17 protein-coding genes are annotated in these 15,528 nt (G+C 47.4%); 5 read left to right on the top strand and 12 right to left on the bottom strand.

Annotated elements, in window-relative coordinates; all coding sequences use genetic code 11:
- The first annotated feature begins 4 nt into the window (after window positions 1–4).
- The 3 genes from IE082_RS03650 to IE082_RS03640 are packed head-to-tail and all read left to right on the top strand — an operon-like array spanning window position 5 to window position 3,290.
- Window positions 5–1,252 (top strand): NAD(P)/FAD-dependent oxidoreductase, encoded by a 1,248-nt coding sequence (locus tag IE082_RS03650; RefSeq protein ID WP_189491696.1) that lies wholly within the window; start codon window positions 5–7, stop codon window positions 1,250–1,252.
- Window positions 1,249–2,034, top strand: a complete 786-nt coding sequence (locus tag IE082_RS03645) for a DUF1365 domain-containing protein (RefSeq protein WP_189491693.1) — start codon at window positions 1,249–1,251, stop codon at window positions 2,032–2,034. The genes IE082_RS03650 and IE082_RS03645 overlap by 4 nt, the downstream gene beginning before the upstream one ends.
- Window positions 2,031–3,290 carry an SAM-dependent methyltransferase gene (locus IE082_RS03640; RefSeq protein ID WP_189491690.1) on the top strand — a complete coding sequence of 420 codons (1,260 nt, stop codon included), beginning with the start codon at window positions 2,031–2,033 and terminating at the stop codon, window positions 3,288–3,290. The genes IE082_RS03645 and IE082_RS03640 overlap by 4 nt, the downstream gene beginning before the upstream one ends.
- Before the next feature lie 109 nt (window positions 3,291–3,399).
- Here IE082_RS03640 and IE082_RS03635 read toward each other — a convergent pair whose 3' ends face one another.
- The 4 genes from IE082_RS03635 to IE082_RS03620 form a co-directional block, all read right to left on the bottom strand.
- Window positions 3,400–3,705: a DUF1003 domain-containing protein gene (locus tag IE082_RS03635; protein ID WP_189491687.1), complete on the bottom strand. Its 306-nt coding sequence runs from the start codon at window positions 3,703–3,705 to the stop codon at window positions 3,400–3,402.
- 173 nt (window positions 3,706–3,878) lie between these two features.
- Window positions 3,879–4,271 carry a DUF599 family protein gene (locus IE082_RS03630; protein ID WP_189491684.1) on the bottom strand — a complete coding sequence of 131 codons (393 nt, stop codon included), beginning with the start codon at window positions 4,269–4,271 and terminating at the stop codon, window positions 3,879–3,881.
- Between the two features lie 4 nt (window positions 4,272–4,275).
- On the bottom strand, window positions 4,276–4,722 hold the full coding sequence (locus tag IE082_RS03625; protein ID WP_229809701.1) for a DUF6691 family protein: 447 nt from the start codon (window positions 4,720–4,722) through the stop codon (window positions 4,276–4,278).
- Window positions 4,719–5,132, bottom strand: a complete 414-nt coding sequence (locus tag IE082_RS03620; RefSeq protein ID WP_189491681.1) for a YeeE/YedE family protein — start codon at window positions 5,130–5,132, stop codon at window positions 4,719–4,721. Before IE082_RS03620 ends, IE082_RS03625 begins: the two co-directional genes overlap by 4 nt.
- Before the next feature lie 102 nt (window positions 5,133–5,234).
- Here IE082_RS03620 and IE082_RS03615 point away from each other — a divergent pair, with 102 nt between their 5' ends.
- Together IE082_RS03615 and IE082_RS03610 are read left to right on the top strand one after the other, a co-directional pair.
- A complete protein-coding gene (locus IE082_RS03615; RefSeq protein ID WP_189491678.1) occupies window positions 5,235–5,480 on the top strand; it encodes a metal-sensitive transcriptional regulator in 246 nt (81 codons plus the stop codon).
- A 53-nt stretch (window positions 5,481–5,533) separates the two neighbouring features.
- Window positions 5,534–6,640: an MBL fold metallo-hydrolase gene (locus tag IE082_RS03610; protein ID WP_189491675.1), complete on the top strand. Its 1,107-nt coding sequence runs from the start codon at window positions 5,534–5,536 to the stop codon at window positions 6,638–6,640.
- A gap of 139 nt (window positions 6,641–6,779) precedes the next feature.
- Here IE082_RS03610 and IE082_RS03605 read toward each other — a convergent pair whose 3' ends face one another.
- The 8 genes from IE082_RS03605 to IE082_RS03570 all read right to left on the bottom strand — a co-directional run bounded on the left by IE082_RS03605 (window position 6,780) and on the right by IE082_RS03570 (window position 15,397).
- Window positions 6,780–7,559 (bottom strand): L-iditol 2-dehydrogenase, encoded by a 780-nt coding sequence (locus tag IE082_RS03605; protein WP_189491672.1) that lies wholly within the window; start codon window positions 7,557–7,559, stop codon window positions 6,780–6,782.
- Between the two features lie 132 nt (window positions 7,560–7,691).
- Entirely contained in the window at window positions 7,692–9,095 is a 1,404-nt protein-coding gene (dalD, locus tag IE082_RS03600; RefSeq protein ID WP_229809700.1) for a D-arabinitol 4-dehydrogenase, read from the bottom strand.
- Window positions 9,096–9,143: 48 nt separating this feature from the next.
- Window positions 9,144–10,088, bottom strand: a complete 945-nt coding sequence (locus IE082_RS03595; RefSeq protein WP_189491669.1) for a sugar-binding transcriptional regulator — start codon at window positions 10,086–10,088, stop codon at window positions 9,144–9,146.
- Window positions 10,089–10,132: 44 nt separating this feature from the next.
- Entirely contained in the window at window positions 10,133–11,248 is a 1,116-nt protein-coding gene (locus tag IE082_RS03590) for an ABC transporter ATP-binding protein (RefSeq protein ID WP_189491664.1), read from the bottom strand.
- Window positions 11,249–11,373: 125 nt separating this feature from the next.
- Complete coding sequence (locus tag IE082_RS03585; protein ID WP_189491661.1) at window positions 11,374–12,036, bottom strand: HAD family hydrolase; 663 nt, start codon at window positions 12,034–12,036, stop codon at window positions 11,374–11,376.
- 1 nt (window position 12,037) lies between these two features.
- Window positions 12,038–12,859 (bottom strand): carbohydrate ABC transporter permease, encoded by an 822-nt coding sequence (locus IE082_RS03580; RefSeq protein ID WP_189491658.1) that lies wholly within the window; start codon window positions 12,857–12,859, stop codon window positions 12,038–12,040.
- Between the two features lie 10 nt (window positions 12,860–12,869).
- The gene (locus IE082_RS03575) at window positions 12,870–13,787 is read right to left on the bottom strand and encodes a carbohydrate ABC transporter permease (RefSeq protein WP_189491654.1); all 918 of its coding nucleotides are present in this window, start codon (window positions 13,785–13,787) and stop codon (window positions 12,870–12,872) included.
- A 281-nt stretch (window positions 13,788–14,068) separates the two neighbouring features.
- Window positions 14,069–15,397 (bottom strand): ABC transporter substrate-binding protein, encoded by a 1,329-nt coding sequence (locus tag IE082_RS03570; RefSeq protein ID WP_189491942.1) that lies wholly within the window; start codon window positions 15,395–15,397, stop codon window positions 14,069–14,071.
- Window positions 15,398–15,528: the final 131 nt, after the last annotated feature.

The following is a 15,528-nucleotide window of genomic DNA, read 5'->3' as shown; positions in this document are numbered from 1 at the left end:
TTGTATGAAAATCGCCATCATCGGCAGCGGCATTGCTGGGTTAACCAGTGCCTATTATTTGCATCAAGCAAACCACGAAGTACACATTTTTGAAGCCAACGATTACATCGGTGGTCACACCCACACCGTTAATGTGACGGTTAAGGGGGAGCAGCATGCCATAGATACAGGCTTTATTGTCTTGAATGATTGGACTTACCCAAATTTTCAGAAACTACTGCGTGAATTAAACGTCGCAACACAACCGACAGAAATGAGTTTCTCGGTATGCGACAAGTCGGCTGATTTTGAGTACAGCGGCAGCCACCTCAAGGGTTTATTTGCAACCCGCCGCCACCTATACTCACCATCATTTTGGCGTATGTTGCGCGACATTATGCGATTCAATAGAGACGCTTTGACTGATTTAGAAGCACAGCACATTGATGCCGACATCAGTTTGGGGCAGTATTTGAAAGAGCGCTGCTACAGTCAGCTATTTGTCGAGCGTTATATTGTGCCGATGGGGGCAGCGATTTGGTCAATGCCCACTGCGCAAATGCTGGATTTTCCGCTTTTGTTTTTTGTGCGTTTTTTTAAAAACCACGGTTTGTTGTCGATCAATAACCGCCCACAATGGCATGTCATCAAAGGTGGCTCCCGCAGCTATATCGGGCCACTGACTGCTGGGTTTAAAGAACGTATTTATCTCAATGCACCCGTGAGTCGCATTGAGCGCAACGCTCGGGGCGTGACCATCATCAGCCCACGTGGTAGCGAAGCTTTTGATACGGTGGTGATGGCCTGTCACAGTGACACAGCTTTACAGCTCCTCGCTCAACCAAGTATGACAGAACAAGACGTTTTATCGGCGTTGCCTTACGCCAACAATGAAGTGGTGCTGCACACGGATACAAACCTACTGCCCAATCGGCGCATCGCTTGGGCAAGCTGGAATTACAACATTCATGACGCCCAGCAAGGCGCAAGCCTGACCTACAACATGAATATTTTGCAAGGTATAAAGAGCGACACCACTTTTTGTGTCAGTTTGAACCAAACCGAACACATCTCCGCAGACAAAATACTGGCGACTTTTGACTACGCCCACCCGCAATTTAGCCTCACTGGCGTCGCCGCACAAGCACGCTGGGCTGAAATCAGCGGTGTGAACCATACTTATTTTTGTGGTGCTTATTGGGCCAACGGTTTTCACGAGGATGGCGTGGTCAGTGCGTTGCGCGTGGTTGAGCAACTGAAAGTACGGTCATGAACAGTGCGCTTTATCACGGACACATCCAGCACCGCCGCTTGCATCCGAAGCAACATGCGTTTCGCTACAGCATCGGTTTGTTATGGTTGGATTTGAGTGAGCAAGAAGCGCTGTTTTCACTGTCTCGACTCGCAGGTAAAAACCGCTTTGCACCATTCTCATTCAGAGAAACCGATTATTTGCCACATTTAACGCGCTCGGGCATGTCTTTGTTTGATGCGGTTTGCATATCGACTCAAGAACTGGGTGAGTTAAATATCAGTCGCATTTGTTTATTGACGCAGCCACGCAGCTGGGGCTTGTCATTTAATCCTGTAAGTTTTTTTTATTGCTATGATGGCGAACATCAGCTGCGTGCAATTCTGTGTGAGGTCCGGAACACACCTTGGCGTGAGCGTTATCATTATTTATTACGCACAGAACAAACCGAAACGAATCAATTCAGTGTCGCGAAATCATTTCATGTATCCCCCTTTTTACCACGTGACATTGAACACCGCATGCGTTTTTATCAAGATGGTCATCGCTTGACCGTGTATATGTCGGACTTTCAACAAACCCAAAAAGTATTCGACGCGGGTTTGAGTTTATTTAAAATCGAACTTAATCACCAAAGCGTTAAAAATTACGTGTTTCAATTCCCATGGATGAGCGCCAAAACGCTAGTCGGCATTTATTGGCAAGCCTTACGCCTCGTTCTCAAAGGTCTACGTTATCACCCCCACCTACCCGCAGATGGCAGCAGTAAAATCGCACAAAACACCAATAAGGAGCATCAATGAGCTCAAGTCAACCCTTAAGCCAACAAAAATCAAGCACCACACACCGCTGGTATCGAGCAGCGGTGCTCAAACAACTCAAGTCACTCACGCATGGCAGCCTCACAGTCGTCTGTGATGGTGAGCATCATCAGTTCGGGCAACTCAATGATTTACTCCACGCCGAACTCGTCGTCACCGATGCACGCGCTTGGCCACTACTGGCCTTGCAAGGCTCAATTGGCGCTGGGCAAGCCTACGCGCTCGGTTATTGGCACAGCGAACACTTGACCAGCGTGGTGCGCATTTTGGCGCGCAATATTGATTTACTTGACCAGTTGGACAATCGCTGGGCAAGTTTGGGGCAAGGTCTATTAAAGCTCGTTCATGCATTCAATCGCAACACACGCAAGGGCTCGCGCAGCAATATTGCCGCCCACTATGATTTGGGCAACACACTGTTTGAAAAGTTTTTAGATCCGAGCATGATGTACTCGAGTGCTCAATTCTTAAAGAGCAACGACACGCTCGAACAAGCCCAATACAACAAACTGAAACGCATCTGCCAAAAACTCGACCTCAAGCCCAGCGACCATCTGCTCGAAATCGGCACTGGCTGGGGCAGTATGGCGATTTATGCCGCACAGCATTATGGCTGCCGCGTCACCACCACCACGCTATCTCAGGAACAATACAACCACACCAAAGCTCGTGTTGAATCACTTGGCTTAAGCGACAAAATTACTTTGCTCATGCAAGACTACCGTGATTTAGAGGGGTGTTATGACAAACTGGTGTCCATTGAAATGATTGAAGCCGTTGGCCACGCCTATCTCGAAACTTACTTTAAAAAATGCGCCCATTTACTCAAGGACGATGGTTTGATGTTGCTGCAAGCCATCACCATCCGCGACCAACGCTATGAAGCTGCTCGAAACAGTGTTGATTTTATTCAGCGTTATATTTTCCCTGGCGGCGCACTACCTTCATTGCAAAAAATCCTAAATATCATATCAGATAAAACCGATATGAATCTGATTCACCAAGAAGATTTTGGGGCGCACTACGCCCAAACACTCCATCTGTGGCACCAAAATTTCAAATCTGCTCGTCATGAATTGGCTCAAAAAGGCTATGACGATTATTTTTATCATCAGTGGGAATTTTACTTTTGCTACTGTGAAGGTGGTTTTTTAGAGCGAACCATCGGTTGCTCACAACTGTTATTGGCCAAACCGAATGCTCGACGAGCTCCAGTGATTCATACGTTAGACAGTTAAGTAGTCTGAAATGCCATCATTTTTGTGTAGTAGAAACGTTCACCAAGCAAAGGCCTTACAAACGCGTGAGGCCTTTAATTATTTTTCTGACTTTGTCCTGAAAGTACTTCTAAATGGACAAAAACAAATTAAGCAGTATATAAGGGTCAAATGCCGCATTGCGCTGACTCAGAACCACCGAGTTGAGAATCACCCAAGCGACCATTACAGATACAAACATGCAGATGAACATCCAGCTGGCAACTGCGTCAGCGGCTCTCTGACCAAATGACGCTTGCCCATCCAGCTCTTGACTGAGGTTTTTTGTAATATGCTGACGTTTTGTCACATGACGTGCCACATTTTGTGTGCGCTCATCCATACTATCATAAGAAGCACCAAGCAATTCATTGGCAATGTCGTTGTGATTTTTCATGGTTTTCTTTCAAGACCTGTGTGTTTAACTGCTCGGGGTCAACATAGCAAAGCGTTACACAATAATATTACGGTTTTGTTTATGCTATTGAACGAGCCAAACTTCATGATGCATTGTGGAAAGATGGCTTATTAAGTTTATCAAGGCTCATCTTCTGAAAATCAGTAGATTCATCAACGCAGTAGAACACCGACAGCAGCAGCACACAAAGACAAAAATAGAAAAACAGCAGCCGCCCTCAAAGCATGCAAAGCAGAAACCACATTCTGAGCACTGTTGCCGATTGAACCATCTTTTTGCTGAATTCTAAAACTCAAAGCACTGAGTCTCCAAATAGCATTCATCGAAAAAAAACCACTAGTTAGCAAGCAGATAACAGCCACCGTCACCGACCAAAAATTGTACGAAGCCGATGTCGCCAAAACGCCCATCAAAGCGACCAAAGCAGCCGAGGCCAAGACACTGGCAGACATAATAGCATTGCGCAGTGTCTGAACAACGGTGATGTTGCCATGGGGTTGTTGCATGACAGTTGTCAGCCAATTCTGAGTTTCTTGTTTGTCCATATCATCACCTTAAAAATTTCTTTGCAGACCACATACCAAGAAGCATCATGACCACAAAACACAAAACACCTTGACCACCAAGCAAAAGAGCCGCCAAGGCTGGCCCAGGACAATACCCAGCCAACCCCCAACCCAAGCCAAATAAGACAGCACCAATGATTAAATTTTTATCAATATCTGTCCGCGTGGGCAGATTAAACACGGAGTCCAACCATGGCTTTTTCATTCGAGGTAGCAGTAAAAAAGCAGGCAATGTCACAAGCAAGGCGCCACACATGACAAATATCAAGCTGGGATTCCACGAACCAAAATACGCCTCGTCAATCAAACCAGCGGCATTCAAAAAACCTTTTACTTTAACAGGATTTGTCATGCCTGAGAGCACCAAACCAAATGCAAAGATGGTTCCCGCCGCCAATGCGGCCAAAAACCTCAAAATACTCAAGCTCATGATACACCTCCTCTGAACCAAGTGAAGAGTGTCACAGTCATCATACCAACAGCCATAAAGATTGCCACAGACACCGCAGAACGTTTAGAGCGGCGCGCTAAACCACAAACACCATGGCCGCTGGTGCATCCCGTTCCCATCACAGTACCAAACCCCACCAACAAGCCAGCCAAGGCAAAAAGATACAAAGGTGAAGATGAAACAGGAGCAACCCCAAAAAACAACATCGCAGCAGCCCCGCCCAACACCAAGCCCAGCACAAAACCGACACGCCAAATGCGATCCTTAGCTGGAACTAAAATGCCACTGACGATACCGCTGATGCCAGCAATGCGCCCCAATGCCAACAACAGCAGTGTACTCGCTAAACCAATCAACAGACCGCCCAACCAAGCGTTCGTCACCCACATAAAAACCTCCAAATCATTTTGACACAAAAATTAAACAGTGTTAGGATACCCCATAGAGTATATAAAAACAACCCACAACCAACTATTTTTCCGAAAGACAACATGTCTAAACTCACTCAACCAGAAAAGAAAAAAACATTAATTGTGCGCTTGGCACGTGTTGAAGGACAACTAAGAGGCATACAACGTCTGCTGGATGATGAAGCTGATTGCGAGAAAATCGCCCAACAACTGGCTGCTGCACGCAAGGCTTTAGACAAATCATTTTTCACAATGGTCGGCTGCATGATTGAGCAAGAAAATATGCCCGCTGAAAAAGTAGCTGCCATGTTGGCCAAGTTCGCCTGAGGTTGCTCACAGCACCCTTTTCTCATACACCACAACCTACTATGGAGCGCAACATGAATCCCATCCAGTTATTTGATCCACAATCAAGCACTTATACCTACATTTTGTTTGATGAAATAAATCGAGAGGCTGCCATCATCGACCCTGTCGATGACCAATTAGAGCGGGACTTAAATGTTTTGAAAGAGCACCAGCTTAAGTTAATTTGGATCATCGAAACACACGCCCATGCAGACCATGTCACCAGTGCATGGCGCTTAGCAGAGCACACGGGTGCAAAAACAGCCGCTCCCGAGCACTGCCACATCCGCTCAGCAACCGTACAATTATCAGATAAAGACACCTTGTCATTTGGTCAAGAAAAACTCACAGCACTTCACACCCCCGGACATACAGCAGGCAGCATGAGTTTTGTTTGGCGCAACTGTGCATTCACAGGCGATACTTTGCTCATCAATGGTTGTGGCCGAACGGATTTTCAATCAGGCAGTGCCATAGATTTATATCGGAGCATCACCGAAAAATTATTTACGCTGCCAGATGACACGGTGGTCTATCCTGGACACGACTATAAAGGCGCAACACACTCAAGTATCGGACAAGAAAAAGCGCACAACCCTCGCCTTGCTGGCAAAACAGCGGCTGAATTTATTACCATCATGGACGACTTAAATCTACCCAAGCCAAGATTAATTAATGAAGCCGTCCCTGCTAATTTACACTTGGGTATTCGACATGACGCAGGCGGCTCACAAATAGTTAATGCTCCAGAAGGCTACGCAGGCGACATCAGCCCAAGAACTGCCTATCAATGGTGGACACAAGGCAGTGCACAATTAATTGATGTCAGGACACAAGCGGAGCGCGAATGGGTTGGCTTCATTCCTGATGCACCATTTATTGCATGGCAAGAATGGCCAGACATGGCTATCAACCCTAAATTTGAGGACGAGCTGCTAAAAAGCACACCAAAATCAACAACACTGATTTTTTTCTGCCGTGGCGGTGTGCGAGCCATCGCAGCAGCACGGCGGGCGACAGTGCTGGGATACACAGCCTACAACATTATCGGTGGATTTGAAGGGGAATTGGATGACAATGCTCATCGGGGCAACATCAATGGTTGGCAAGTGGCCAAACTACCCTGGAGGCAAAAGTAAAACCAAACGGCATTACCGTCAGACACCTGAAATCAAATGTCGCTACGCCATGCAGCTGTTGCGTGGGGTTGGTTCCCAAACAAAAAAGACGCGAAACATCGCGTCTTTTTTCATCAAGCTAAATACAGCGTCTCCACCATCAGCTCATCACACTTCCACCATCCACATTCAGTGTTTGCGCAGTAATATACGAGGAGTCATCTGAAGCAAGAAACACTGCTGCACCCACAATATCAGACGGCGTTCCCATGTACCCCAACGGCACAGCAAGACCAACTTGTTTTTTCTTCTCACCTATGGCTAAGTTTTCGTATTTGGCAAACATGGCATCCACATGCACCCACATTGGCGTATCAATGACACCCGGTGCAATGCCATTCACACGAATATGGTGCTCAGCCATCGCCAATGCCGCCGACTGGGTATAACTCAGTACAGCCGCTTTGGTGGCACAGTAGTGCGACACCAATGCCTCACCGCGACGACCTGCTTGGGAGCACATATTAATCACGGCTCCTTTGATTTGATTTTTGACCATGCTGGCCAGAACGGCTTGCATCATGAAAAACATGCCTTTGACATTCACACTGAATAATTTGTCATAACTGGCTTCAGTTGACTCAAGTAATGGCGCGAGGTCAAATACGGCAGCGTTGTTAAATAAAATATGCACGGGGCCAAATATGCCCTCAGCCCGAGACACAACATGGGGTAGCTCACTGGTTTTTGTCACATCAGCTCTCTGATAAACCAATTGATTGGGGTATTGCGCCATGATTGATTTTAATTCATCAGGGGCTTGCTCGTTGATGTCTAAAATCGTGCATTTTGCGCCTTCATGTAAGTAAGCCTGAGCCACGGCCAGACCGATACCACCTGCTGCGCCTGTAAGAATGGCATGTTTTCCCTGCAATTTCATGATGACTCCCTTAATTTATTCAACACAGACAATGCCGAAGCAAACCAGCAATGTCAAAAGGACAAAGGCGGCACCATGCCGCCTAACGCCCACTCAATCTCGAATGATTAACCAATCAATAAAGAAAACCACTTAACTCGCTGTATTAAAGCGTTGTACTTTGCCATAAGCACGGCGGACGGCATCCACCAATGCGGGTTCGTTGGCCAAAGAGCCCCAAAGCGTGGCATCGGCACAAAACGCAGCAACGACGTCATCAGATTCACAAATTGCATGTGCAGCAGCTTGATTCATCGCTTGATCTTGGTACTCGTAAGCAATTTGGCCACGGTGCCAGCGTTGCAAATACGTGAGAAATAAAGCGGGCAATACTGCCACATCGTCAAAAGACTTGCCTTGCGCGATGCAGTCACGGAATGTTGGTGCGATGTAGCCTGGGATTTTTGAGAACCCATCCATCGCCACACGTTGGTTGGTGTCACGAATGGCTTCGTTAGAAAAACGGTCAAGTACGACATCTCGGTACGCAGCCAAGTCCAATGGACTCGGCGTGAGGCATGGCATCACATCGTTGGTCACATAGTCGAATGCAAGCTGACGAATCTCAGGATCAAGCGTGCCTTCATGAATGTAGGTGTACCCGCGCAATGTACCTGCCCATGCAATGCAGCTGTGACTGGCGTTGAGGATGCGAATTTTGGCTTCTTCATATGGCGTGACGGATTCGACCATTTCAACACCGACTTTTTCCCATGCAGGACGCCCAGCGATAAAGTTATCCTCAATCACCCACTGAATGAATGTCTCACCCATCAGTGCGGCTGGGTCATCAATGCCTGTGGCAGCCTTGACAGACTCTCGTACGGCAGGTGTCGGGCGCGGCGTGATGCGGTCAACCATGTCATTCGGACTGGTGGTATTGGCCTCTACCCATGATTTGAGTGCAGTGTCACCCAGCAAGTCAATGAATTGCAGTAAACCTTTACGGAACCGCTTGCCATTGTGGCGCAGGTTATCGCAGTTGAGCAGGGTCACTGGGCCAGCATTGTTTGCCATTCGGGGTTTGAGGATAGTGACGAGTGCACCGTAGATGGAGTAGCCCACTGCGCCGCTTTTCACACGCTCTAAGTCGGCATGTAAATCTGCAAAGGTTAAGTCGAGCTCATCTTTATCGGTGAGGTAGTAACCCGCTTCAGTGACAGTAAATGAAATAATTTTAGTCTGCATTGATGAGCCGAGATCGACCAAGCCGCTCAGTTGTTCATCAAATGGGATGATTTGACGAATCGCGCTGATGGTTTTGTAAAAACGCTCACCATTGGGCGCGACGGTTTCTAAAGTGTATTGACCATTTTGTTGTTGCAGAGCCTCAATGACATCAAGCATATCAGCGCGCAGATTACCGCCCGCCAGTGCCCATGAGTCATCACCACTGTCAATCAAGGCCTGAACATATACCGCTTGATGCGCGCGATGAAATGAGCCTAAGCCCAAATGCAACATCACATTGGTGTTGGGAGTAATACCGTGGTTCATAGATTGCCCTCTTCTCTTTTTCGTCGAGGGCAATGCCATCTGCCCCCGTTAGGTTTGATTCAATAAATATTCTGCTGTGCGCTGATCCGTAACCAAACCATTGAGCCACCCGCCCTTGAGTGCGGCATGAATCGCTGCGTGCTTTCGCTCACCGCCAGCCACACCAATCACTGGACGCTGCTTCAAAATCGTTTGTTTGAAGCTGGTCACACGATGATTGATGCCATGTCCGATGGGTTGCCCATCTGCATCAAGTACCCAACCCAACACATCACACACCGCACCTTGAGCCACCAACTCATCCATCGCATCATTGGTCACAAAACCATCTTGTACCAGCGAACAATTACGCCCCACCCAGCCCACGCCAATCAGCGCGAGATGACACTCGACATAATTGGCGAGCTGTCGCGTGTACGTGCGTGATGCATACCAGTAAGCGCGGTCTTGCTCATCTTCAGCAAACAAAGGGATGGACAAAATATAGTATTTACCATCCGTTTTGTCCGCCAAGCTCAGACTCGCGTCATAGCGGTTGAACGAGCCATCCGATGCCACAGTCCCCGCCAATGAAACCACTTTAAAATCATCCAAGTGATGGCGTGTGACACCCTGACACATCGCGCGAATTGCACGCCCAGTTCCTAAGGCAATGCCTTTGATATTCGGCGTGCGAAGAGCCTGCTCCAAAAATCGCCCAGAGGTCATGGCAATCAGCCGATCAACCTGCGCCACCGTCACATCATCTACTGGAGCGACTTCACACTCGCTCAAACCAAATTTTTTCTTCAACTGCTTGGCCAAGTCCATACACACCGTGGCGGTGTGGTCAATCTTGACCTGAACAATGCCACTCTCGATGGCAAGATTTAAAAATCGCTGCACCGTCGGGCGTGACATACCCACTTTTTTTGCAATGTCTTGCTGCGTCAGATTGCCGATGTAGTACAGCCAAGCAATCTGCGCTTGCAAGTCCTGTTTGCCATCATCCATACCTCTCTCCTAAACTGGGGGACCCATCGTCCGCCCAGTTCAAATTAGACGTACTGGGCGTGAATTTCAGATAAATGTCGTGGCACAGCCATGCCATTTGCGTCGAACAAATACGCCAACTGTGGATTGACACCAATGCGTAAGGCATGGTTTTGTTCCACACGGAACACATCAGCCACGCGCACCACCACTGGTTTATCAAAACCTACCAACTGAGCGTACACCATGGTTGAATCGCCCATTTGCTCACACAAACTGACAGTGACACCAAAATCTTGTGCCGAAGATTGTACACTCAAGTGTTCAGGACGCAGCCCCAAAGTCACCTTTTCGCCAGTTTTAAGGCCTGAGCCATCGCAAGCAACTGTGATGGAGGAACCATCGGTCATGCGCACTTTGGCGTTTTGAGCATCGGCTGACTCAACAATAGCTGGCAGCAAATTCATTTTCGGTGAACCAATGAAGCCTGCGACAAACAAATTATTCGGTTGATGGTACAACTGCAAAGGTGTACCGATTTGTTCAACTTTGCCTTCCGAGAACACCACAATTCTATCTGCCAAGGTCATCGCTTCGATTTGGTCATGCGTCACATAAATCATCGTTGCTTGCAAATCTTGGTGCAGGCGCGCAAACTCAATACGCATTTGCACACGCAAAGCCGCGTCCAAATTTGATAACGGCTCATCAAACAAAAATACTTTCGGTGTCCGCGTAATCGCACGGCCAATCGCCACACGCTGACGTTGGCCACCCGACAAGGCTTTTGGCTTGCGGTCAAGCAAATGTTCAATGTGTAAAATTTTAGAAGCGTTGTTTACAGCCGCATCAATTTTGTCCGTCGGCACTTTTTGCAGACGCAAGCCAAATGCCAAGTTTTCACGCACACTCATATGCGGATACAACGCATACGATTGAAACACCATTGCAATGCCACGCTCAGCAGGCGACAAATCATTCGCCACCACGCCATCAATCGACAAAGTGCCCTCAGAAATCTCTTCCAGCCCAGCAATCATGCGCAATGTGGTGGTCTTGCCACAACCTGACGGGCCAACCAAAACGACGAATTCACCGTCTTTGATGTCGATGTCCACGCCTTTAACTGCGTAGTTTTCTGTGTACTTTTTTGCAATGCTTTTGAGTTGTACCGTTGCCATTTTATTGCTCCTGTTTATTCATCAAAAAAAGTAGAAACCCACTGTTTTTTTGTCTTTTAGTTAGAAGTTTTGAGCGGAAAGCCACAAAACTTAAATAAAATTATTCACACCACATTTGTCTGTTTTCACCAACGAGTCAGCTTTTTCAACATCAATGGCAAATCTTTCATATGCTGAAAAACATCCAAAACCCCTGCTTGTCTCAAGGCATCATCATGTCCTGCGGGAATATGTGCGCCACCAGTAAAACCGATAACCTGCATTCCAGCCTTTTGTGCCGCCACCACACCCGATAGACTGTCCTCAATCACCAAGCATGATTGAGGTGGCACAGCCAAAGATTGCGCAACCAAATGATACAAATCAGGCGCAGGCTTGGGGTTTTCCACTTGATCCGCACTAAATATCTGTACATCGCCACGGTTGAGCAGACCAACCAGCTTCGCAGCAGCCCGCACGCGCGCCATGCCACTATTACTGGCCACGGCTTTTAGCTCAGGCAAAGCCACTAAAATGCTCACATCTGCCACTGCTTTGGCTTGTGCTTCAATGGTCGCATCCGTAACCTGACGCAAGTGCAGCAAAAAACCCTCTGGAATCAAAGCATTGGCTTTGACGGCCAATTGGCGAACCAGCTCCTCTGTCTTTTGACCAAATGCACTGGTCAAATGCAAATTAACATCCATCTGAGGAAAAATAGCCTGTGCCTCTCGAACCAGCACCTCAAATGCGACGACTTCGGAGTCAACCAATACGCCGTCACAATCGGAGATTAAGGTGGTTAACAATTTACTTCACCGCGCCAAAAGTCAAACCACGAACCAATTGCTTCTGGCTGAACCAACCGAGCACCATAATCGGCGCAACCGACAATACTGACGCTGCAGAAAGTTTCGCCCAAAACAAACCCTCAGGTGACGAAAACGTCGCAATCAATTGGGTCAATGGTGCCGCATTGGTCGTGGTTAAATTCAAGCTCCAAAACGCTTCATTCCAGCACAAGATAATCGACAACAAACCCGTCGAAGCCAACCCAGGCAAACTCATTGGCAACACAAGATAACGAATCTCTTGCCACAAAGTCATACCATCCAGACGCCCCGCTTCCATCACTTCAGTCGGTAAGTCTTTAAAGTACGAATAAATCAACCAAACCGTAATTGGCATATTCATCAGGGCGTAAATCACAATCATCGCCGCTGCGTTGTCCAGCAAACTAAATTTTTGGAAAATCACATAAATTGGCAACAACACCGAAACCGCAGGCATCATCTTGGTCGACATCATCCACAACAAAATATCTTGTGTGCGTTTGGTCGGATAAAATGCCATGGCATAAGCCGCAGGCACCGATACCGCAATCGCCAACAACGTCGCACCGCCCGCAATGAGAATCGAATTCGACATATGCGAGAGGTAGTTCACCCGCTCCATAATCGAGTGATAACCTTCGAGCGTCGGAGTAAAGAAGAACAGCGGTGGGGTTGAAATCGCCATCTCTTCTGACTTAAGGCTGGTCAAGAACATCCAGAAAATCGGGAAGAATACAATCGCAGCGATGAGCCAGCCGAGAATCGTAATCAGTAGCGTTTGATTTTTTGAGTTTTTCATAGTCGTCTCCTTAGGCTGCTTGTAGGTTTTTAGACGCAGTGCGAATCAAGAAGAACGAAATAATGTTCGCCAAAATCACCGCAATCACACCACCAGCCGAGGCCAGACCAATATCAAACTGAGCAATGCCACGCAAGAACACAAAGTACGTCAAGTTCGTCGTCGCGTTACCCGGACCGCCTGATGTGGTAATGTGAATCTCCGCAAACGCCGATAACAAGAAAATCGCCTCAATCATCACCACCACTGAAATCGAGCGTTTCAAATGTGGCAGAATAATATAAACGAAGACGTGCCACGGTTTCGCGCCGTCGATTTTTGCCGCTTCTTTTTGTTCAGAGTCCACCGACTGAATCGAGGTGAGTAAAATCAAGAACGCAAATGGCATCCATTGCCACGTCAAAATAATAATCACAGCCGTCATCGGATAATCACGAAACCAATCCACGGCAGGCAGGCCAAACAGGTGGCTAATCGCTGCAAAAATCCCATAAACGGGGTGAAACATCATATTTTTCCACAACAGCGCAGAGACTGTTGGCATGACAAAGAATGGGGCAATCACGAAAAGACGTGCAATATTTCGGCCTTTGAAGTCTTGGTCATACAACCACGCAAGCAGCGTACCAAAGACAATCGATAAAACCAGAACGGTGCCAATCATAATGACCGAGTTAATAATTGACACCCAAAAATCGGGGTCTTCATATAAATATTTGTAATTATCCAAACCCGCGAAACTGACAGTATCGGCACTCAATAAATTGTAGTTGAGTAACGAGTTATAAATCGTCATCACAAGCGGAACAATCATCCAAATGAACAACATCGCCACGGCAGGCGTTAGCAATAACTGTGCCGTGAGAAGTCGAGCATCGGTCTTTTTCTTCGCGCCTTTTAATGGCGCGTTAGATGCGACGGCTGACATGTGTATCTCCTGATATCTTCAAAAAATTCATGAAGAATTTTTTGATTTTTTATTATGAGTCGTGGTGTCGAATATCGGTAAATCGACATGCGGAATGAAACCACCACATTGGTGCTACTGCATTGTTACTACTGTATAAAAAAGCACAGCCTCAGGCGCTGGAGACGAACACTGAGGCTGGCTTTAAAGCTTTTACCAGCCCAATGATGAATAAACCCATTCATTAGTTGAGCAGCAGAATCATTCACAAAAGGTGGGTTGCCCCACCTTCGGTTTGGTGATTACTTCAAGTAGCCACCTTGTTTAGCTACCTTTTCAGCCGCTGCCTGTGATGCTTGCAGTGCTTGATCAACGCTGCCTTGGCCTGCCAACGCACCAGAGATGGACTGACCAACAACCGTACCCAAAGCTTGGAACTCAGGAATACCGACGTACTGAACGCCTGTATATGGCACTGGTTTTTCAGTGGCTTTATTTGGATTAACAGTATTCATTGCGCTCAAAACAAACTTGGCAAATGGTGCTGCTTTTTCGTACTCAGGATTAGCGTAAGTTGAATTACGCGTACCAGGAGGCACAGAACCCCAACCGCCTTTGGCTGCTGCGACTTCTGCGATGTACTCTTTAGATGTTGCCCAAGTCACGAATTTTTTCGCAGCATCTTGCTTAGCAGATGACGCAGGGATGGCCAAGTTCCACGACCACAACCAGCCGCTCGCGCCAGCGAAGCTACCGACTGGTGATGGGGCAAAAGCCACTTTGTCAGCGATTTTTGACTCTTTCGGGTTATAGAGCATACCTGCCGCGACCGAAGCGTCAATCCACATGCCACATTTGCCACTGCTCATCAATGCCAGATTTTCGTTAAAGCCATTAGACGATGCACCTGGAGGACCGTATTTGGTGAGCAAGTTCACGTATTGAGTCACCGTGTTTTTCCACTCTGGCGAAGTCAACTGTGGATTCCAGTTTTCATCAAACCAGCGGCCGCCATTGGCATTGACCATAGTTGATAAAAACGCCATGTTCTCGCCCCAACCTGCTTTACCACGCAAGCAGATGCCGTATTGGCCTGCATTTTTATCGGTCAAAGCCGCTGCAAACTTCTCGATGTCTGCATAAGTTGGTTTCTCTGGCATCACGAGTTTTTTCGCATCGAACAAATCTTTACGATAGAACGTCATTGACGTCTCACCATAGAACGGCAATGCGTAAAGCTTGCCATCGTCCGTTAAACCATCACGGATGGGCTTCATCAAATCATCCACGTCATACGATGCAGGCAAGTCTTTCATTTCAGAGAGCCAGCCTTTTTTCGCCCAAATCGGTGTTTCGTACATACCAATGGTCACTACGTCAAACTGACCGCCTTTGGCAGCGATGTCGGTGGTCACTTTTTGGCGCAGCGCATTTTCTTCCAACACCACCCAATTCAATTTGATGTCAGGATTAGCGGCTTCAAATTTTTTCGATAACTCTTGCATCACCACCATGTCACCATTGTTCACAGTTGCGATGGTTAATGTATTTTGGCCTGCCGCTGGTGCAGCGCCTTCTGTTTTGGCCGCTGGTGCACCTTCTGCTGGTTTTTTGTCACCACAAGCCGTCATGCCTGTGAATGCCAATGCGGTCACTAAACCTAATTTACGCATCATTTTGAGTCTCCTAAAGGATTGTGTTTTATTTAAATAAAGCCATTGGCTTTTAAGTCATCCAAGGCCATGGGGGATTGAACGAATGT

The organism is Formosimonas limnophila (assembly GCF_014652675.1).
GTDB classification, from domain to species: Bacteria; Pseudomonadota; Gammaproteobacteria; order Burkholderiales; family Burkholderiaceae; genus Hydromonas; species Hydromonas limnophila.
This window is presented reverse-complemented; position numbering and strand designations above follow the sequence as displayed.